The sequence below is a fragment of the Streptomyces sp. NPDC016459 genome (genome assembly GCF_040632845.1).
GTDB lineage: Bacteria > Actinomycetota > Actinomycetes > Streptomycetales > Streptomycetaceae > Streptomyces.
Genome location: NZ_JBEYCR010000008.1, coordinates 178,040 through 196,279 on the forward strand (window position 1 = coordinate 178,040; position 18,240 = coordinate 196,279).

At 70.5% G+C, this 18,240-nt stretch carries 17 protein-coding genes and 1 pseudogene; 7 read left to right on the forward strand and 11 right to left on the reverse strand.

Annotation, left to right across the window (positions count from 1 at the left end):
- Window positions 1–7 precede the first annotated feature (7 nt).
- The 3 genes from ABZ567_RS21055 (at window position 8) to ABZ567_RS21065 (ending at window position 3,294) form a co-directional block, all read left to right on the forward strand.
- On the forward strand, window positions 8–652 hold the full coding sequence (locus tag ABZ567_RS21055; RefSeq protein WP_360792123.1) for a dihydrofolate reductase family protein: 645 nt from the start codon (window positions 8–10) through the stop codon (window positions 650–652).
- A gap of 359 nt (window positions 653–1,011) precedes the next feature.
- Window positions 1,012–2,556 (forward strand): carboxylesterase/lipase family protein, encoded by a 1,545-nt coding sequence (locus ABZ567_RS21060; RefSeq protein WP_360792125.1) that lies wholly within the window; start codon window positions 1,012–1,014, stop codon window positions 2,554–2,556.
- A 468-nt stretch (window positions 2,557–3,024) separates the two neighbouring features.
- Window positions 3,025–3,294 (forward strand): GlsB/YeaQ/YmgE family stress response membrane protein, encoded by a 270-nt coding sequence (locus ABZ567_RS21065; RefSeq protein WP_073814550.1) that lies wholly within the window; start codon window positions 3,025–3,027, stop codon window positions 3,292–3,294.
- Between the two features lie 217 nt (window positions 3,295–3,511).
- Here ABZ567_RS21065 and ABZ567_RS21070 read toward each other — a convergent pair whose 3' ends face one another.
- The 3 genes from ABZ567_RS21070 to ABZ567_RS21080 form a co-directional block, all read right to left on the reverse strand.
- Window positions 3,512–3,919, reverse strand: coding sequence for a hypothetical protein (locus tag ABZ567_RS21070; protein WP_360792127.1), 408 nt, complete (start codon window positions 3,917–3,919; stop codon window positions 3,512–3,514).
- The gene (locus ABZ567_RS21075) at window positions 3,906–5,165 is read right to left on the reverse strand and encodes an MFS transporter (RefSeq protein WP_360792129.1); all 1,260 of its coding nucleotides are present in this window, start codon (window positions 5,163–5,165) and stop codon (window positions 3,906–3,908) included. The genes ABZ567_RS21070 and ABZ567_RS21075 overlap by 14 nt, the downstream gene beginning before the upstream one ends.
- A 515-nt stretch (window positions 5,166–5,680) precedes the next feature.
- Window positions 5,681–7,462: a bifunctional metallophosphatase/5'-nucleotidase gene (locus ABZ567_RS21080; protein WP_360792131.1), complete on the reverse strand. Its 1,782-nt coding sequence runs from the start codon at window positions 7,460–7,462 to the stop codon at window positions 5,681–5,683.
- Between the two features lie 855 nt (window positions 7,463–8,317).
- Between ABZ567_RS21080 and ABZ567_RS21085 the strand changes: the two genes are divergently transcribed.
- Window positions 8,318–9,016, forward strand: coding sequence for a carbonic anhydrase (locus tag ABZ567_RS21085; RefSeq protein ID WP_360792133.1), 699 nt, complete (start codon window positions 8,318–8,320; stop codon window positions 9,014–9,016).
- A gap of 375 nt (window positions 9,017–9,391) precedes the next feature.
- On the opposite strand, the gene ABZ567_RS21090 is transcribed toward ABZ567_RS21085, so the two are convergent.
- From ABZ567_RS21090 to ABZ567_RS21100, 3 genes and pseudogenes are all read right to left on the reverse strand, one after another.
- Entirely contained in the window at window positions 9,392–9,955 is a 564-nt protein-coding gene (locus ABZ567_RS21090; RefSeq protein WP_360792135.1) for a hypothetical protein, read from the reverse strand.
- Between the two features lie 27 nt (window positions 9,956–9,982).
- Window positions 9,983–10,167 (reverse strand): annotated as a pseudogene (locus tag ABZ567_RS21095) (CGNR zinc finger domain-containing protein); the annotation flags it as partial.
- 153 nt (window positions 10,168–10,320) lie between these two features.
- Window positions 10,321–10,533, reverse strand: coding sequence for a hypothetical protein (locus tag ABZ567_RS21100; protein WP_360792137.1), 213 nt, complete (start codon window positions 10,531–10,533; stop codon window positions 10,321–10,323).
- Window positions 10,534–10,836: 303 nt separating this feature from the next.
- On the opposite strand from ABZ567_RS21100, the gene ABZ567_RS21105 reads away from it, so the two are divergent.
- Window positions 10,837–11,454 carry a restriction endonuclease gene (locus ABZ567_RS21105; RefSeq protein ID WP_360792139.1) on the forward strand — a complete coding sequence of 206 codons (618 nt, stop codon included), beginning with the start codon at window positions 10,837–10,839 and terminating at the stop codon, window positions 11,452–11,454.
- A gap of 418 nt (window positions 11,455–11,872) precedes the next feature.
- Here the strand turns inward: ABZ567_RS21105 and ABZ567_RS21110 are convergent, their stop codons facing one another.
- The 4 genes from ABZ567_RS21110 to ABZ567_RS21125 form a co-directional block, all read right to left on the reverse strand.
- On the reverse strand, window positions 11,873–12,295 hold the full coding sequence (locus ABZ567_RS21110) for a YjbQ family protein (RefSeq protein WP_360792141.1): 423 nt from the start codon (window positions 12,293–12,295) through the stop codon (window positions 11,873–11,875).
- Window positions 12,296–12,526: 231 nt separating this feature from the next.
- Window positions 12,527–13,426 (reverse strand): NAD-dependent protein deacetylase, encoded by a 900-nt coding sequence (locus tag ABZ567_RS21115; protein ID WP_360792143.1) that lies wholly within the window; start codon window positions 13,424–13,426, stop codon window positions 12,527–12,529.
- A 269-nt stretch (window positions 13,427–13,695) separates the two neighbouring features.
- Window positions 13,696–13,983: a hypothetical protein gene (locus ABZ567_RS21120; protein WP_360792145.1), complete on the reverse strand. Its 288-nt coding sequence runs from the start codon at window positions 13,981–13,983 to the stop codon at window positions 13,696–13,698.
- A gap of 118 nt (window positions 13,984–14,101) precedes the next feature.
- Entirely contained in the window at window positions 14,102–15,019 is a 918-nt protein-coding gene (locus ABZ567_RS21125) for an NADP-dependent oxidoreductase (RefSeq protein WP_360792334.1), read from the reverse strand.
- A 367-nt stretch (window positions 15,020–15,386) separates the two neighbouring features.
- On the opposite strand from ABZ567_RS21125, the gene ABZ567_RS21130 reads away from it, so the two are divergent.
- Window positions 15,387–17,081 carry an alkaline phosphatase D family protein gene (locus ABZ567_RS21130; RefSeq protein WP_360792147.1) on the forward strand — a complete coding sequence of 565 codons (1,695 nt, stop codon included), beginning with the start codon at window positions 15,387–15,389 and terminating at the stop codon, window positions 17,079–17,081.
- Window positions 17,082–17,104: 23 nt separating this feature from the next.
- On the opposite strand, the gene ABZ567_RS21135 is transcribed toward ABZ567_RS21130, so the two are convergent.
- Window positions 17,105–17,638 carry a 2'-5' RNA ligase family protein gene (locus ABZ567_RS21135; RefSeq protein WP_360792149.1) on the reverse strand — a complete coding sequence of 178 codons (534 nt, stop codon included), beginning with the start codon at window positions 17,636–17,638 and terminating at the stop codon, window positions 17,105–17,107.
- Between the two features lie 204 nt (window positions 17,639–17,842).
- Here ABZ567_RS21135 and ABZ567_RS21140 point away from each other — a divergent pair, with 204 nt between their 5' ends.
- A complete protein-coding gene (locus ABZ567_RS21140; protein WP_360792151.1) occupies window positions 17,843–18,211 on the forward strand; it encodes a VOC family protein in 369 nt (122 codons plus the stop codon).
- The last annotated feature ends 29 nt before the right edge of the window (window positions 18,212–18,240 follow it).

The window sequence follows — 18,240 nt, forward strand, 5'->3', positions numbered from 1 at the left end:
GAAGCACGTGGCTCAGCTGCTGAGGGTCCAGAACTTCAACGTCTCCAGTGACGGGATCGGTGCCGGTGAGAACCAGACCCTCGAGAAGCCATTCGGTCATGTCGATCCCGAGAGGCTGTTCTCCTGGGCCGGCGCCACTGCGAGCTGGCCCATGCGCACCGACCCCGGAGGTAGCCGGGGCCTTGACGACTACCTCACGCGGGACTACGCCCGCAACATCGGCGCCGAGATCATGGGCCGCAACAAATTCGGGCCCCAGCGCGGGCCCTGGCAAGACCACGACTGGCGCGGCTGGTGGGGTGCCGAGCCCCCGTTCCACACCCCGGTGTTCGTGATGACCCACCACAAGCGTCCTTCGTTCACGCTCTCCGACACCACGTTCCACTTCGTCGACGGCGACCCGGCCGCAGTCCTCGAACTGGCAAGGGAGGCAGCGCAGGGTAAGGACGTCCGGCTCGGCGGCGGGGCCACCACCATCCGGGAGTTCCTTGACGCCGACCTCGTCGACACGATGCACGTGGCGGTCTCACCGGTGAAGCTCGGATCCGGAGTACGCCTCTGGGAGTCACCCGATGAGCTGCTCGACCGGTTCCACCTCGAGGTCGTGCCCAGCCCGAGCGGTGTGACGCACCACTTGTTCTGGCGACAATGACCGGTCCTCAGGCGAGAGCGCGTGGAGTGGGGGGCGCGTCTCGCCGAGGCGCGGGTCGGACAGGAGCGTTCGCGCATCACGATCATGGCCTGCACATTCCGCCGGCCGAAACGGCGGCCTCGGCGACGGAGACGGGGGGCTGGGTGTTCTCGGGTGCGGTCATGCCCGTAACCGGGGCCTGGCCGCCCGTGGGCATGACTGGTGATTCACGCGATGCCGGAGGCGCGCGCGGGCGTCGAGACTGCGGTGCCCTGTCACCACCCGACCCCCGCACGGAGGTACAGATGCCCGGTCCGTACATGAGGCACGAGGCAAGGACGGCGCGACGATCTCCGTCGTGGAGGCGCCGCTTACGGGGCGTGCTGGCGAGCGCGCTTCTGCTGTCGGCGACCGGGCTGGGCGGCGCCCCCGCCGCGGCCACTCCCACGGCCGACGACACGACCGTCACCACCCGCTACGGGCAGGTGCGGGGAACGGCTGGTGAGAGGGCCGACGACTACCTCGGCATCCCCTACGCCGCGCCGCCCGTCGGCGGCCTGCGCTGGAAGCCGCCGGCCGCACCCGCGCGCTGGACGGGCGTCCGGGACGCCACCGCCCCCGGCAACCCCTGTATGCAGACGGGCTCGTCGACCCCCTGGGGCGATCTGGCCGGACCGGGCACCCCCAGCGAGGACTGCCTCTACCTGAACGTCCACACGCCCGCCGAGCGCTCCCCGCGCGACCGGCCCGTGATGGTCTGGATCCACGGCGGCGGCTTCACCATCGGTTCCGGGACCTTCTACGACGGCGGAGAACTGGCCGCCCGGGGCGACGTGGTCGTCGTCACCCTCAACTACCGTCTCGGCGCCTTCGGTTACTTCGCCCACCCGGGCCTGGCGGGAGAGTCGGCGGACGGCGTATCGGGCAACTACGGCCTCCTCGACCAGCAGGCGGCCCTGCGGTGGGTGCGGCAGAACATCGCCGCCTTCGGCGGCGATCCCGGCAACGTCACGGTCTTCGGCGAGTCCGCGGGTGGCGGCAGCGTCTGCCAGCACCTCGTCTCCCCCCGCGCGACCGGCCTCTTCGACCGTGCCATCGCCCAGTCCGGCTGCGGCTTCCCGCTGCCCACCCAGGAGTCGCAGCAGCGCACCGGTGCGACCTGGGCCGACTCCCTGGGCTGTGCCGACGTCGCCTGCCTGCGCGGCAAGCCCGCCGACGAGTTGCTCACGGCCTCGACGAGCCCCACCGCCCGCTGGCTTCCGAACGTCGACGGCCGGGTCGTCCCGCTCCAGATCGCCGACGCACTGGAGAGCGGCAGGTTCCACCGCGTGCCCGTCCTCCAGGGCACGACCGCCGACGAAGGCCGGCTCACCGTGGCGTCCACCTACGACCTGGCCGGCCGCCGGCTCACCGCGGCCGGGTACCCGGTGGCCGTCCGCGGTCTGTACGGCGACCGTGCCGACGCGATCCTGGCCCGCTACCCGCTGTCGGACCACGGCTCCCCCGCCGAAGCACTCGGCGCGATCCTCACCGACTCGCAGTTCGCCTGCCTCCAGTCCCGCACGGCGCGGCTGATGGCCGGCCACACCCGGTCCTACCAGTACGAGTTCGCCGACGGAGGTGCCGTGGACTACCTCGACCTACCGGTCAGCTTCCCCTTGGGCGCCCCGCACGGCTCCGAGATCCGGTACGTCTTCGGCGGCGTCTCGGGCACCCCCGCCCAGAACGCGCTGGCCTCCAAGATGCTCGGCTACTGGACCAACTTCGCCCACACGGGCATCCCGTACGCGGCCGACGCCCCGCGCTGGAACCAGTATCCGAAGGTGCAGGTGCTCGCGCCCGAGGCGATCAGGGCATCGACGACGTTCCCCGAGGACCACATGTGTGACCTGTGGCTCCCGGGGGCTGGGACCGCCCGGCACTGAACAGTGCCGGACGTACGACGGCCCCGGCACCCGGAGGATCGGGAGCCGGGGCCGTCGCGGCGCTGCCACCGAGAGGCAAGCGAGGCACTGTCCGGCAGACACCCGGGCAGCCCGGATGTGCAAGGGCGGCGGACGCACCCGAACCGGCGAAGTTGCCTCCGAGGGCTCGCGCCGGGAGGCGGCGCTGTACCGCGACCTGCGGGTCAAAGGGGGGCCGAATGGGCGAGCGGCGGCGCCGACCACGTCTGTACGGGACCCTCCAGGGCCGTACGGAAGCCGGCCTGAGGATCCGTCGGCCTGGCGAGAGCCGGCCCCCGCTCCGCCCCGGTTCCGCCACCGTCCTGATCGGGGCCGACGGGCGGGTCGTGCACGGCTCCCCTCTGTGTGATGGATGAGGGGTTTCAAAGCCGCTGGAGTGCGTATACGCGTGTTGACGCAGACTTTATAGCAGCAGTTAGGAGACGCATCATGGGCATCATCGCGTGGATTCTCATCGGCCTGATCGCCGGTTTCATCGCCAAGGCCATCATGCCGGGCAAGGACCCGGGCGGCGTGATCATCACCATTCTGATCGGCGTCGCGGGCGGTCTGCTGGGCGGCTTCCTCGGCAAGGTCATTTTCGGCGTCGATTCCATCGACGGCTTCTTCGACCTTTCCACCTGGATCGCGGCCATCATCGGCTCCGTCATCCTGCTGGCCCTCTACCGCGTCGTCACCGGCAACCGACGACACGCCTGAACGGCCTCCTGAAAACTACATCACGCGTGAAACGGCTCCCCCCTCCCTCCAGGGGCGGAGCCGTTCGCCATATCCGAGCTGCCTCTCTCCGAAAGGCCGCTGGGCGAAGGGTTGCGCGGGCAGTCTCGGTGGGCGACGGCCCAGGTCTCCACGACCCGGCCAAGGCCCTGCCGCCTCTTCGAGTGCACGCACGGTTCGCGTGGTCCCTCCGGCGGGGTCAGCGGTAGTCGGTGAAGAACGCGCGGAGGTCCGTGAGGAACAGATCGGGTGCCTCCATCGCCGCGAAGTGGCCGCCGCGGTGGAACCCGGTCCAGCGCACCACGTTGTTGACCCTCTCCTCGGCGCGACGCAGCGCGATGCCCTGGACCGCGAACACCGCAACCGCCAGCGGTACCGAAGCGATCTCCCGGTCACCCCGGCTGCGCCCGTCCTCGTCGAGGGTCGGCCGGATCGCGATGTACCCGCCTTGCCGACACCACCGCTGTTCCACCTGCCCACCAAGCGGGACGACCCGTCCCGCCACCACACCGGAACGAGGGCGGCGGACTCCTCCACCGGCCCCTCCTGCCTGGTCGGCCGGGACAAGACGGTGCTCGGCGATCATCTGCACTTCACGCTCGGTCACGATCTCCTGCGGCCGCTTGATCACCTCCCCGGCGAGCGTGTCCAGCGGCTCCCCGCGCCAACACGAGCGCCGTCACCAGGTACGGCACCGCGAACACGGCGAACGTGATCCCGTGCCCGTACGACGCACCGACCAAGGCGTACGCGGCGAACACCCCGACCGAGGCCAGCTCGGTCCCCATGCTCGCAACGGAGGTCAGCGTTGCCCGGCGAGCCCCCTCGATCCGGGCCTGCAGCCGCGCGTCAGCGAGGACGCTGACCAACTGGAAGCCACCGAAGGCGACCGCGACAAGACCGATGCCGACCGGAGTGCCCATCAGTGAACCCGCGCCGAGGGCGAACGCCGAGCCCGCGAGCACCAGGCCCAGCCCCGTCGTACTCAGCCGCTCCCCTACCCCGGTCAGCAGGCTGCCGACGGCGGGCCCCACCCAGATCACCAGCAGCAGATACGGAATCGTCTGCTGGGCCACGCCGGTGTCCCGGACCAGCAGCGGGGTGTACTCGTCCAGCGCTCCCCAGACCGCACCCGCGGCCGGAACGAGCAGCAGCGCTCCGCGAATCGACCGGTTCTCGCGGGCCTCGACGAGCCCGGCCCGCAGGGTCGTGAGGGTGGAGGCCCGGTCACCACCGCGGGGCAACGCTTTCCGATGCTCGGGAAACCGGGTCGCCACCACCGAGGTCAGCACACAGACCAGGACGCTGGCCGCACCCACTGCCGGGTAGCCGCCCAGGTCGAGCACCGGGCCGGCCAGACCCATCGCCGCCATCACGGCGACCATCCCGACCGCCTGGGCCCTGCCGATGACACGGGCGTACCGGTCGGCCGCGCCCATCCGGTCGAGCTCGTCGTACACCAGTGCTTCCAGCGCACCGGAGCCGAGCGCACCGCGCACCCCCCACAGCACGAAGCCGAGCGCGAAGGCCCAGTACGACGGCACGATCACCCACAGGGCGAAGCCGGCAGCGGTGAGCAGGGGGCCCAGCCACAGCAGCAGCCGCCGGGAGACGGCGTCGGCCCAGGCGCCAGAGGGGACCTCCAGCAGGATCCCGGCGATCGACCACAGGGCGAACAGCGAGGAGACCTGCCAGATCGACAGACCGGTGTCGCTGAAGAGCAGCGCGTACACCGGGTAGAGCAGCACGAAGTCGTCGAGGAACGCGTAGCCGTAGAGCGTGGCCGTCAGCCGTCGGACACCGATACTTCCGGTGTTGTCGGTGCCGGGCTCACGTCCAGGTGAAAGAGTCATGATGCCTTCCCGCAGGGGCGATTCGGACGTCGGAGGTACGGCGTCCGAGGCGGCCCTCGAGAGGCACGGCTGGTGGATCAATGTCGCCAGGTCATGACATCGATGATAGGCGTTCACCGGTGAACGCGCCGGAGGCGCCCGAAATGCGCCCGCGGGGCCCGGAGGGCGGTGCGCGGGCTCGTCGACGAGCGGCGGAGCGGCGAGGCGGCGGCCCGGGCCGGAGCTCGGCCAGTGCGCTCAGCTCGACGAGTGCGTTCAGTTCGAACCGTTCGTCGCGGCGGGGGAAGGCCGTCTTCCACGTGCAGGACGAAGAGCCCGCGGCCTCCGTCTGCGCGCAGACCCGTGCCCTGCGACTGTCGTCGATGCGGAAGGAGGTGGAGCTGGGCGTCTGGCGCCGTCCCCTTGACGCGTCCAGTGTGCGGGATCCGCCCGCCGACGTGCCTGCCCACGACGCCTTCGGGGTCTGCGCCAGGTGGGCGAGGACCTCACGGCGGCGTGGGCAGCAGTCGATCGGGTCAGCTCTTGACGCGGATGCGGTTTAGGGGTGCGGGGGAGATCGTCTTGTGGGTCTTGAGGTACTCCACGAAACTCTCGTGGTCGGTGCCGTTGCGGACGGGAGCGGTGTAGCCGGCGAAGGCGCCGTAACCGTCGGCTCCGATGACCGTGTAGGCGAGAGCGGCCACCCGGTAGGTACGGGCGAGGTCGAGTGACCGACCGTTGATGACCACATCGCGGGGGGAGACGCGGTCGCCGACGCGCCGGGCCGGGTCGTAGCTGTACGCGACGTTGCGGGACACGGCGAACGGCGCGTACTTCACCGTCGCGTCGGTCTGCGTCTGCCACTGCTGTTCGAGGATCGCGTCGAGCTGACGTCCCGTCACGCTGACGGTGAGCACCGGATTGCCGTAGCCGTAGGCGTTCCAGGACTCGCCGAACAGGATGCGCCCGTCCGCGTCGGCGGGGTGACTCCCCTTGCTGAACGGCAGGTCGCCCCGCACGGCATTGCTGCCCTTGGCGGGCCGCGCCGAGATCAGCGCCAGGTCGGCCCGCCCCGAGCGGGTGCGGTTGGCGTTCCAGTACTGCACGTCGGCATAGAGGTCGGACGCCGTGCTCTCCCCCGCGGCGTTCTGGGCACGGGTGAACGAGCCCGTCTGCCGGGCGAGCGGTTCGGCGAACCGTCGCGCTGCCCGCGCCACCCAGTAGTCGACGATCTTCTGCACGTCGCGGTCCGGTGCCACGTCGCGCGTCACCGCGTGGTTGACGGACCGGGTGCGGTCCCTGATGACCTCGCCGGTCCTCGGATCCAGAGCGAGGTTGATCTCGTTGATCACAGCGCCGTGGTGGCCCGCCTCCACGATGGGGCGCGGTACTCCGGCCGGGTCGGGCACCATGCAGTTGAAGCGCCAGTGCCAGTCTCCCGTGACGATCGCGTCGATCTCGGCCGGGACCCTCTTCGCCAGTTCGAAGACCGGGCCGAAGACGGAGTCGCATGCGTTGTAGCCCGCGGTGGTGTCCGTCGGCGAGCCGCCCTCGTGCACGTTGAGGACGATGGCCTTGACCCCGCGGCGCTTGAGTTCCTTCGTGTAGCGCTCGATGGTCCGTGCCTGGTCGAGCGCGCGCAGCTGCGGCTGGAAGGACGTCGAGTTGGTGACGGAACCCTCCACGGTGGTGCTGATGAAGCCGACCGGTATGCGCTTGCCACCGGCGGAGCGGAACCACTCGACGCGGTACGGATCCACCACGGGACGACCGGTCCGCGCGTCGACGATGTTGCCCGACTGGAAGTCGAAGTCGGCGCCGTGGAAGCGCCGGCCGGTGCTGTCCGTGAAGCAGCTGTCCACGTCGACCTTTCCGAAGCACCGCCCTTCTTCCATGTGCTGGACCAGGAATTCGGGAGAGACGTCCAGCTCGTGGTTGCCCATGGCCGAGAAACGTACGCCCAGCTTGTTGAGGACCTCGATCGTCGGCTCGTCCTGGAAGGCGTCCACTTCGAAGGGCCAGCCGGCGAAACTGTCACCGGTGGCGAAGGTGACGGAGCGGGGGTGGTCGCCACGGAGCCGCTTGAGATGGGTGGCGAGATAGGCGGCGCCGCCGACGGTCACCGAGGTACCGCGCCCGGTGGGGATGGAACCGCCCTGCGCGGCGGCGGGCGGTTGCAGATGGCCGTGGAAGTCGGTGATGCTGAGGAGTTGGACATCGAGAGTGTCGACTGCGGCTGCCGGCGAGACGGACAGTGCGCCGCCGAGAAGGGCGGTGCCCACGGCGATGACGCCGATCCGGCGAAGGAAGTTTCTCAAGGCGATGACTCCTTCGGTGTGGGACGAGCGGACTCATCCCACTCCCCGTCGGTGTCATGGCCATGAACGTCGTGCTGCGCTCCAAGGCATGGGGAATGACCGCTTCAGCGAAGCCCCCGATGGCAGGCACGCCACAGAAACACAGGTTGGCCGCTGCCCCAACTGCCGTGTCCCCAGAGCCGAAAACGATCCCCGACGCTCGGTCGCCCGCTCCGGGCGGCTGTGACCGGGGATACCGGAGAGCGGGAACGCGCCCCGAGACTCGTCAGCCTGCGGAGGGGTTCACGGAGCACCCCGACGGCGGACCGGTCACGCGGGGGACCGTGTCCGGGACACCCGTACCGCAGGGAGGTCTGCGCCCGCGGATGAGAGGCGCGCCAGGCGTTGCTGGTGTCGCCGTCGTACCACCTTCGTACGGCCAGTCCTGGACGGGTGGGATGCCGGAGCCGGACGAGCCGAGGCCGAGAACGGCGCCGCCGGACGAACGGGGCGCCAGGCGTCCGGTACCGGGCGCCGGGCCGGGTTCGGCGGTCCAGTCACCGGCAGCGGCGCGTTCGGCGGCGGTCAGTGCGTGCGGGTGGCGGGCGGCCGGTTCGAACGTTGCCTCCCGAGTCTCCGCTCCCGCCGGGCAACGACGGCATCGGCTGCGGACGCGTCCCCTTGCGGCCCGTCCCATAGCCGTTGAAGGAGAGAACTCTCACGGCCTGGCAATTGCTCGTTCAAGAGCAGCCAAAGACGCGCTGCGCGTTCGGTAATCCAACGCTGTACGCAGTCTTTGGCACGTACGTTCCCCCTGTGACTTCCACCTCTGAACCGAACATAACCGCTGCCGGCACTTCGGCCGCGGTCTCCCCCATGCGTCGCACGCTGCTCCGCGCCGCGCTCACGGGAACCGCCGTCACAGCAGGCGCATGGGCTCTCGACGGCCCGACCGCATCGGCCACGACACGCTCGGCGGAGTGGCCTCGGCCCGCCACCCCTGAAGCAGCTCTGAAGGAACTGAACGCAGGGAATCGGCGCTGGCGCACCTTCCGCGAGAAGCACCCCCACGAAACGCATGCCGTCCGGCGTGAAGCAGTGTCAGGGCAGCACCCCTTCGCTGTCGTTCTCGGCTGCATCGACTCCCGTGTGCCTCCGGAGCTCGTCTTCGATCAGGGACTGGGCGATCTGATGACAGTGCGCTCCGCTGGTGAGGTCCTGGACGAGGCGGTCCTGGGAAGTGTGGCGTACGGAGTCCTCGAACTGGGCATCCCGCTGGTCCTGGTGCTCGGACACCAGTCGTGCGGCGCGGTGTCCGCCGCTGTCCGCGCGGAGGAGTCAGGCGAGGAGCTGCCCGCCCACATCCAGTACATCGCTGACCAGATCAAGCCCGCGATCGACCATTCGGTCACGGGCGACGCCCGGATCGACGCGACGATCTCCGCGCAGGTACGGCTCGTGCGGGCCCGGCTCTCAGCAGAGCCCGACCTGGCCGCGAGGATCACGACAGGGCGGCTGGCGATCGTGGGCGCCCGGTACGAACTGACCAACCAGCTCGTCCACCGGATCACCTGACCACGACTACGCGAGGTTCCCACGCCTGCGGAGGGGGCACGTCGCTGCGATCCTCCGAGTGCCGCGTGTGCGCCCATGCGGCCGCATGTGACCGCTGGGACAGCTGGGGGTGGCAGAGCAGATGGGGAGGTCGCCTCTTTCGGCCCAGTTCGCGGGCGTGTTCACACTGCCTGGGTCAGTAGCAGAGGAGCGTGGGGAGCAGAGTTCACCCGGGAGTCCTTCGCACGTCGACCGGGCGAACCTCTTCGCCGTTTCCGACTCGGGTCTCGGCTGCCGGCACGGTCTCGGGATCGTGGAGGTCGCGTCGTCGGTGCGCACCGGCGTGACCTTGGGTGGGTGTGTGGCGAACCAGGTCGTCGAGAGTGGTCGACGGCTTCACTGCCCGGACGTTCCGAGGGTGTGGTCGGCTGTCTCGAAGCGGTGGTCCGCCGACTTCAGCCCTTCGTGGAGGGATCCGAAGTACTCCGTTTTCGCCGTTCCTGTGAGCACCGCCAGCAGGAAGGCGACGCATCCCATGTCGTGGTGCTCCCACAGTGGGCCGCGCCCCTCGTTGTAGAGCACGGTCCATTCGTCGGGATGCTGACCGGGCCGTGCAAGCCAGTACAGGAACGCCCCCGTGCCCTCCTCGAACGCCCACGGCAGGACCCGCGCCCCCGCCTCCAGCAAGCCGGCGGGTTTCGCCTCGAACTCCCACAGGCCGGCCAAGGTCTCGTCCCGTTCCGTCGTCTGCGCCTGCAGATCACAGTCGCTGTAGGCGGAGCCGGGGACGAGCAGCCAGATCGTGTCGTCGAAGATCCCGTCGCCGTAGGTGCCGACAAGCTGCTTGTAGTCGGCGGGCAGAACCGCACCCAGGGCACGCTCGGCCTGCGCCCAGTCCACCGCGGGCGGGCGTTCGGCGGGCGGCGGGCAGAGACGTACGAGGGCGTCGAGGACGATCATGGAACGAATGCTACGGGGTGGCCGAAGTCAGTCGGCGGCGCTCTGCGTGCGGCGGGCGTAAGCACGGGCCGCACGTGCTCGGTCGCCGCAGTGGATTGAGCACCAGTGGCGGTGTCCGGCGCGGAGCGGGCAGCGGTTGCAGGGGTGGACGGGCAGGCTGTGAGCCGTTCGGGGTCCGGTCCGGCGAGCAGGTCGGTGGCGTCGGCGGTGAGGATCCCGGGGGCTTCCTTCAGGGGACGCCCCTAGGCTCAGAACTCGTCGCCCCGCTGAGGCACTGCCGGGGTCTGGGCACTCGGTTTGGAGCACGGCAACGTGGTGCCTGCCGATGTCAAGATCACGTCTTGTTCCCATCGGGTGACTGACTGTCAGTGGAAGGTTCTAGATTGGTCGATTGCGCGGGAGAGCGCGCTGCCGATCAGGGAGGGGACTTCGACCTTGCCGTTCATCAAGGGATACACGAGGCGGGACGGGACGGTGGTCCGGCGCCATTGGCGGGCACCGGCAGGGACGAACCGGGAGACCGCGCTCGCCATCGGCATCGTGGCGGCCGTGCTGGTGTTCGGCGGCTCGTCAGGCACGTCTGCCGGCGGCAGCGGGGCGAGTGCCGAGCGCTTACCCGCGCCGCAGTCCACGTCGGCGGTGACCTATCCGATCAAGTGGCCTGCCGGGGACAAGCCGAAGACCCGTCCGGCGCCGACGGTGTCGTACCCGATCCGGTGGCCCGGGTGGAAGGAGTCAGCTCCGCGTCCGGTGCCGACGGTGTCGTACCCGATCAGGTGGGACCGCAACGGGGGCGGGAGGTGAGCCGGCGTCCATCCGCACGGCGTCGTCCGGCCCGGCGGCGTTCGCGCAAGGCGTCCCGGGGCGAACAGCTCGTTGTCGTGGGCGGGGGTCTGGTTCTGGCCTGGATGCTGGTCACGGGCCTGGTCCGGTTCCTGGCTGCCCACCCGTGGATACCGGTCGTCCTGGCCATGCTGATCGGCGGGGCGGTAGCTGCCTGGATGGTCCAGCGGCGGCGTGCGGCCCAGTGGGAGCGCATCAGATCCCAGGGACTCCGCTACGCGCTCACACAGCTGGACGCGTTGCACCACCGGCAGTTCGAACACGCGGTACGAGACCTGATGCGGCGCGACGGATGCGCGGACGCGGTACAGGTCGGCGGTGCCGGCGACAACGGCGCGGATGTGAAGGCGACCGACCCGTACGGGCGGTTGTGGGTGATCCAGTGCAAGCATCGGCGGGCCGGTCTGGCCGGTTCCCCGGTGGGCACGCCGGACCTGCAGGTGCTCAACGGCACCGGCCGCCCGGTACACAAGGGCGATGTGGTCGTCCTTGTCACCAACGGCAGGTTCTCCAAACCAGCACTCGAGTTCGCCCGCTCCCAACGACTGCACCTGGTCGACCGGACGGTCCTCGCCCAATGGGCAAGCGGCTCCAGGCCCCTGTGGGAGCTGCTGCGGGCCGTACCCCCGCCCCGCCGCCCCACACCCCTGTCCTGACACCGAACCCGCCCTGCACCAGAGCCGGAGCTGTGTCTCCGGCAGCGGACATCGTCATGGGGGTGGCCCCCTGACCAGGAGGCGGTCAGGGGCTACTCCATGAACCACAAGGCGCGGGGGCGCGCCGCACCCTCTCCGTACGACCCGCGACCACACTCCCGTCCCGGGGGCGCAGGGCCGCGAGCCGTCACCGTCGCGCCGCCGTTCCGGATCTGGGTCCACAGGCCCTCGGTGTCCTGCGACGAGGACGGAGCGCGACGTGACGACAGCTCCGCAGCGCCGTGGGTGATGAGGACCCTGGATGGACGGGCAGAGACCTCCGGTGTGCTTGCCAGGGGGCGGATCATGCACGCGTCACCCAGCGCAACGCCGCGTTGGACCCGAACCAACTCGGCACCCGGGGCAGTCGTTGCGTCCCCTATCCCAGGAAACTCAACCGCACCTGACGGTTGGCATTGTCCTTGTTCGTGTCCACCAGACAGACCGACTGCCAAGTACCAAGCGCCAGTTCGCCGCTGATCACGGGGAGTGTCGCGTGGGGTGGAACGATGGCCGGCAGCACGTGGTCGCGGCCGTGGCCTCGGCTTCCATGTCGGTGCTGCCATCGTTCGTCGGCGGGGAGCAGGTGGTGAAGGGCCGTCAGCAGGTCGCCGTCACTCCCCGCTCCTGTTTCGATGAGCGCGACACCCATGGTCGCGTGGGGCGCGAAGACGTTCAGGAGTCCGTCACGGCCCTCCGCCACGTCCGCCAGAAAGGACGCGCACTCCCGGGTCAGGTCGTAGACCGCCTCTGAGGTTCCGGTGGTGATGTCAAGCGTGCGGGTGGTGAATCCGTGGCTCATGCCTTCATGATGACCGACGCCGAGGCGCCCTTCCACATCAAGCGGAGTCAGCGGGCGGGGTCCGCCAGGCGCGCAGTGCGAAGGCGATGGTGCAGGTCCGCTGCGCCGCTTGTACGGCTCCTTGTCGAAACTGGGTGGTCGTCGCGTAGGCCTTTGCACAGGGATCCCGCCTGAGCCTCGGGGGGCGCCTCGACCTGGTGAGCCGCCGGGCCCACGAGAGGCGCCGAACCCTCAGGACGGTTCATCACTGTCGACGGGTACGCCCAATCCGGCGGCAACGGTGGTGAGGGCCGGCCCCAGCGGGAGGGAGACCCGGGTGAGGGCGTGCCGGTCGCCCCGGGTGGGATCCCGGTTGATGATCAGAACGGGGGTTCGCTCCTGGGCCGCCTGGCGGACGAATCGAAGACCGGACATCACGGTCAGGGAGGAGCCCAGGACCAGCAGCGAGGTCGCGGCCCGGACCAGCCGGCGGCAGTGCTCGACCCTTTGCCGCGGGACGGCTTCGCCGAAGAACACCACGTCCGGTTTGAGGATGCCGCCGCAGAGCGCGCAGGGCACCACACGGAAGTCTCCGATCTGGTCGTCGGTGAGGTCGGCGTCGCCGTCCGGGTTGATTCCCGTCGGCATCGGCGCGAAGCCCGCGTTGGCCTCCTGGAGGCGCCGGGCTAGTTCGCTGCGCGGGCTGAAGGCGCCGCAGGAGAGGCAGACGGCGCGGGCAAGACTCCCATGGAGTTCCACCACGTTTTCACTCCCGGCGGCTTGGTGCAGGCCGTCGACGTTCTGGGTGATCACACCTGACAGCAGACCGTGGCGCTCGAAGGCGGCCACGGCCCGGTGTCCGGCGTTGGGCAGGGCGCGGCCGAAGGTCCGCCAGCCGAGGTGGCTACGTGCCCAGTACCGCCGACGGGCCTGAGCGCTGCTGGTGAACTCCTGGTACGTCATCGGGGTGTGCCGACTGAGGCTTCCGCCCGCGCCACGGTAGTCGGGGATGCCTGACTCCGTGGAGATGCCCGCTCCACTGAGCACCAGCACGCCGCCGATGCTCAGGGCATCGACGACCGGCTTCGGGTCCGTGGTGCCCGGTGCCGGGTCCTCGGCGGAGTTCCAGGTCAGAGTGGGACGCATGCGCATGGTGCCAGGGTACGGAAACGGGGCCGAGTGCCTTCGGCTCTTCGTCACCTCCCCGTCCGCTGTCCGATGCGAAGAGCCGGGGGCGACGCCCGAGTGGACGCGGGGGGGGGGACGTGAAGGGGGGGAGCCGGTGCGGATCTGGCAGCAGAGTCTCCGGTGAGGGGTCTCGGCAGCACGGAGTAGCAGCCGAGCATTCCTCCCGGCATTGATCCACCGTACGCATACCCGGCATCACAAGATCAGCAGCAGAGCCATTTCGCCCGAGGTCGTCAGAGGTCGCAGGGCCTGAGGTCGTAGAGGTAGGAGCGGCCGTCCTTGAAGCTGCGCCAGACGGTGGCCGGGGGTTCGGGCTCATCAGTGTGGCTGTCGAGGGGATGGGCGGTCACGAGGCCGTCAGCGATCTTGCAGTGCCAACCGTCGGCGGGCGACCAGGCACACCACACATTCCCGTCCACGCGGCGGTAGGAGGGGCGGCCGTGGTGCTCGCCGTCGCGTTCGAAGTAGTACTGGAGCCCATCGGTGCGGCGGACGAAGGCGAAGGATGCAAGTGCGGTCATACCTTCGGGACTGTAAGGGGACGACCACCGCGGACGTAAGCATGCGCAGGGGGCGTCTCCGGCTGCGCTGGGCACCTTCGAGACTCCGTCGCCGTCCGCCCGGCCCGTCGGGTCCGCTTCAGATGTCGATGACGATCTTCCCTGGGGTATGGCCTTCCTGGCTGAGGGCGAAGGCCGCTCCGAGTTCGGAGAGCGGGAACGTCGCGGCGACATCCACCGTGAGTCGGCCTTCGTCCGAGAGCCGGCCCAGAGCCGCGAGGTCCTCCCCGGCCGGCCTGACCCACATCCACTGGCCGCCCGCACCGAGCACGGTGTGGTCGGTGATGGAAGCATGCCGCCCGCCCTCGGCCAGGACCGCCAGAGTGGTCTCGAGGACCCCGCCGACGAAGTCGGCGACGACGGTGACTCCCTCAGGAGCCAGCGCGCGGACGCGCTCGGTCAGCCCGTCCCCGTACGTGACGGGCTCGCAGCCGAACCCGCGCAGCCGGTCGTGGTTGCGCGGGGAGGCGGTGCCGATAACCCGCGCGCCGAGCGACCGGGCGAGCTGGACGCCGAAGGACCCCACACCGCCGGCCGCACCGTGCACGAGGACGGTGTCGTCGGCGGCTGTGCCCAGACGTGTGAGGAGCTGGTAGGCGGTGAGGCCGGCCAGCGGCAGTGCGGCGGCCTGCGCCCAGTTCAACGAGGCGGGCTTGGCGGCGAGGGCGCGTACGGGCACGCTGACGTACTCCGCGAAGGTGCCGCCGTGCACGTAGTCCTTGCGGGCGTAGGCCATGACCTCGTCGCCCACCGCGAACTCGGGGACGTCGATGCCGAGTCTCTCGACGGTGCCGCTCACGTCCCACCCTGGGACCGCCGGGTGGACGACGTCCATCAGACTGTCGAGCCCGCCCGCCATGATCTTCCAGTCGACCGGGTTGACCGCGGCACACCGGACCTTGACGAGGACTTCTCCAGGAGCGACCTTCGGCAGCGGCAGCCGGGTCTCGCGGAGCACCTCTGGCCCCCCGTAGGTTTCGTACGCCATCGCCCTCATGGTGTCCTCGGGCATCCCTGCGACCTTTCCCTCTGCCGTTCGCTTCGCCGCCCATCTGAGCACAGGGCGCCCCAGGCGCTCCGAACGACTCGCTCGTACGCGGTGAGCGACTCCGGCGGGGGGAGACGGCTGAGGTCGGCGGGTGACCCGTTCCCGCACGGCCGTGGACAGAGGCCGCGTTCGGCGCTTTTCGTCTTCCTGCCGCTGGTCCGGAGTGCGAGGGTGGTCGGGGCGACTACCCAGGCGGGTGCAGAGCCGGGCTCGGCGCGGGGCGGCTGGACGGCGCATCGGCGCCGTTTCCGCCGTCGTTCAGTACTGTACGGAGCGGCCGTTCCGTACCGTGCGGAGCGCCGGAAGGGGACTCTCGATGGCCGGTCTGAGGCTGGGACCGCTCCTGCGGCACGTGGACTGGGAGTCGGGCACGAGCGCGACGGTATGGGTGGAGACCGACCGCGCCTGCACGGCGGAGGTCCGGTGCCCGGACGGCGCGGGGGGTTCGGCTCCCACGTTCCACGTCGCCGGCCACCACTACGCACTGGTGGTCGTGACCGGACTGGCGCCGGGGACCGCCACGCCGTACGAGGTGCTGCTCGACGGCGAGCGGGTGTGGCCCCTCGCCGACTCGACCCAGCCGCCCAGCACCATCCACACGCCGCCGGTCCCGGCGACGGGCGCGGTGGTCGCCTTCGGCTCGTGCCGGTGGGCGGCGCCTGCCGTGGGCGAGTCCGATCCGGTGGGCCCCGACGTCCTCGACACCCTCTCCGCCCGGCTCGCCGCCGACCCCGAGGCCGAGCGTCCGGACGTTCTCCTCCTCCTGGGCGACCAGGTGTACGCGGACGAGACGTCCGCGGACACCCGCGCCTGGATCGCCCGGCACCGGCGGGCCGCGGGCACCGGCGCCACCGCTCCGCCGGACCAGGTGGCCGACTACGAGGAGTACACCCACCTCTACGACGAGTCCTGGGGCGACCCCGAACTGCGCTGGCTGCTCTCGACCGTGCCCAGCTGCATGATCTTCGACGACCACGACGTCATCGACGACTGGAACACCAGCGCCGCCTGGGTGGCCGACATGCGGGCGACGCCCTGGTGGCACGAGCGGATCACCGGCGGCCTGATGTCGTACTGGGTCTACCAGCACCTCGGGAACCTCTCCCCCGCCGAGCTCGCCGAGGACAAGCTGTACGCGGCGGTGGTGGCGGCCGACGACGGCACGGAGGTGCTGCGCGCGTTCGCCGAACGTGCCGACGCCGACCCGGCCACGGTGCGCTGGAGCTACCGCCGGGACTTCGGCCGCACCCGGCTGCTGATGGTCGACACCCGGGCCGCGCGGGTGCTGCAGGAGCAGCACCGGGCGATGCTGGACGCCGAGGAGGCGGCCTGGCTGCGGACGCAGGCGTTCGACGACCCCGGCGGCGTCGACCACCTGCTGATCGGGACCTCGCTCCCGTGGCTGCTGCCCCCGATGATCCACTTCGCGGAGAGCTGGCACGCGGCGCTCTGCCGGGGCGAACGCGGGCCCCGCTGGGCGCGCTTGGGCGAATGGCTGCGCCGACGGGCGGACCTGGAACACTGGGCGGCGTTCACCTCGTCGTTCGAACGGCTGACGGAGACGGTCGCCGAGGTGGGGAGGGCCGACGCCGCCCCTGCGACGGTGTGCGTACTCTCCGGGGACGTACACCACGCGTATGTGGCGGAGCCCGTGTGGACAACCGGGCAGCAGCCCCGCTCCCGCGTCTTCCAGTTCACCTGCTCACCGCTGCACAACTCGGTGCCCGCGGCCATACGGGCCGGATTCCGTTTCGGCTGGAGTCGATTCGCCAAGGGGATCGGGCACGTCCTCGCCCGCCACGGACGCGTAGCGAGGCCGGCGGTCCGGTGGGAACGTACCGGCGGACCGTGGTTCGGCAACCAACTGATGACGCTCACCCTGCGCGGACGGACGGCGCGGCTGCGGCTGGAGAAGGCCTCGACGGGGGCGAAGCGGGGGCGCCGCGAAACCGACCGCGCGGGAGCACGGCTCATCGGTGTCCTCGACCGGGACCTGACCGGAGGGCGCTGACCGGGCGGCGTGGAGGGGACGTCTCAGGAGCGGGGCTCCAGTATCTCCACGGCGCCGGTCTCCGTGTCGTAGCTGCGCAGGGTGGTGAGCCGGGCGGACAGCGGCGGTGTCGGCAGTAGTTCGGGCACGTGGCGGTCGGCGAAGGCACCTACCCGCCGGGTACGACCGAGGGTGATGTGCGGGGTCCAGCGCCCAGGATGGTGAAAGGGGCTGAGGGTCTCGGGCGGACTGTCCGAGACCACCGCCTCCCACACCCGGCGGTGCAGACCGGTCAGCGCGGAGTCGGGGTCCAGCGCCCAGGCCAGCACCGAGGTGGGCCGCTCGAAGCGGACCACACCGCTGAACCGCACCGGCAGCGGCAGGGCGGCGGCCACCTCGGCGAGCTCCCAGCGGATCGGGGCGGTCAGCTCCGGGCAGGCGGCCAGGGTGAGGTGCGGGCTGTTGGTCGGTGAGCGGTGCCGCGCCTGACTGGGCAGCCCCGCGTCCGCGAGTCGCCGCCAGGCCTCGCGAACCGCCAGGTCCGATGCCTCGTCCAACAAGAGCTCGACCGTGCGCACCGCCGCAGCCTACCGGCGAGGCCAGGGAGGAATGCGTTCCCGCTCGGCGGGGCGGTGCCCTCTGCATGACCTCGTTTCGGGGTGCTCGTGCTGGTCGTGGGCGGCGATGCGTGGGGCAGATCCTCCGGCGGGGCGGCTGTCGCGATGAGTTCGCCGTGCTCCGGCGGTCTACCCGGCAAGACGACCGTTCTCGACAGGAGTGCCATGTCCACCATCCAGCCAGTGATCCTGACCGCCGACCACGACGTTCTGTGCGGCTTCTACACGGAGTTGTTCGGCGCCGAGGAGATCTTCCGGGTGCCGGCGGAGGGCCCTGCCTTCTACCTCGGCTTGCGCGTCGGCGACACCGACCTCGGGCTGGTGGCCAAGACGGACCCCGGGACTGGGGCCGCGCCGCGGATCCTGCTCAGCATCGCTGTCGACGACGTCGACGAGACGCTCGGCCGGGTGGAGGCCCTCGGCGGCTCGGTCCGCGGCGGCCCCGACGACATGCCGTGGGGACAGCGCGTCGCCCACATCCAGGACCCCGACGGCAACCCGGTGAACCTCACCCAGCTGATCCCGGCCCCGTGACGCTCTTCCGCGGGGCCCGTCACGCCGAC

What these genes read in the sequence shown, in the direction of transcription:
- ABZ567_RS21120 (WP_360792145.1), bottom strand. Translation starts at nt 13,983, where the DNA reads ATGACCGCACTTGCATCCTTCGCCTTCGTCCGCCGCACCGATGGGCTC.
- ABZ567_RS21110 (WP_360792141.1), bottom strand. Translation starts at nt 12,295, where the DNA reads ATGAGCCACGGATTCACCACCCGCACGCTTGACATCACCACCGGAACC.
- ABZ567_RS21140 (WP_360792151.1), top strand. Translation starts at nt 17,843, where the DNA reads ATGTCCACCATCCAGCCAGTGATCCTGACCGCCGACCACGACGTTCTG.
- ABZ567_RS21115 (WP_360792143.1), bottom strand. Translation starts at nt 13,426, where the DNA reads ATGCGCATGCGTCCCACTCTGACCTGGAACTCCGCCGAGGACCCGGCA.
- ABZ567_RS21130 (WP_360792147.1), top strand. Translation starts at nt 15,387, where the DNA reads ATGGCCGGTCTGAGGCTGGGACCGCTCCTGCGGCACGTGGACTGGGAG.
- ABZ567_RS21075 (WP_360792129.1), bottom strand. Translation starts at nt 5,165, where the DNA reads ATGACTCTTTCACCTGGACGTGAGCCCGGCACCGACAACACCGGAAGT.
- ABZ567_RS21085 (WP_360792133.1), top strand. Translation starts at nt 8,318, where the DNA reads ATGCGTCGCACGCTGCTCCGCGCCGCGCTCACGGGAACCGCCGTCACA.
- ABZ567_RS21090 (WP_360792135.1), bottom strand. Translation starts at nt 9,955, where the DNA reads ATGATCGTCCTCGACGCCCTCGTACGTCTCTGCCCGCCGCCCGCCGAA.
- ABZ567_RS21125 (WP_360792334.1), bottom strand. Translation starts at nt 15,019, where the DNA reads ATGAGGGCGATGGCGTACGAAACCTACGGGGGGCCAGAGGTGCTCCGC.
- ABZ567_RS21065 (WP_073814550.1), top strand. Translation starts at nt 3,025, where the DNA reads ATGGGCATCATCGCGTGGATTCTCATCGGCCTGATCGCCGGTTTCATC.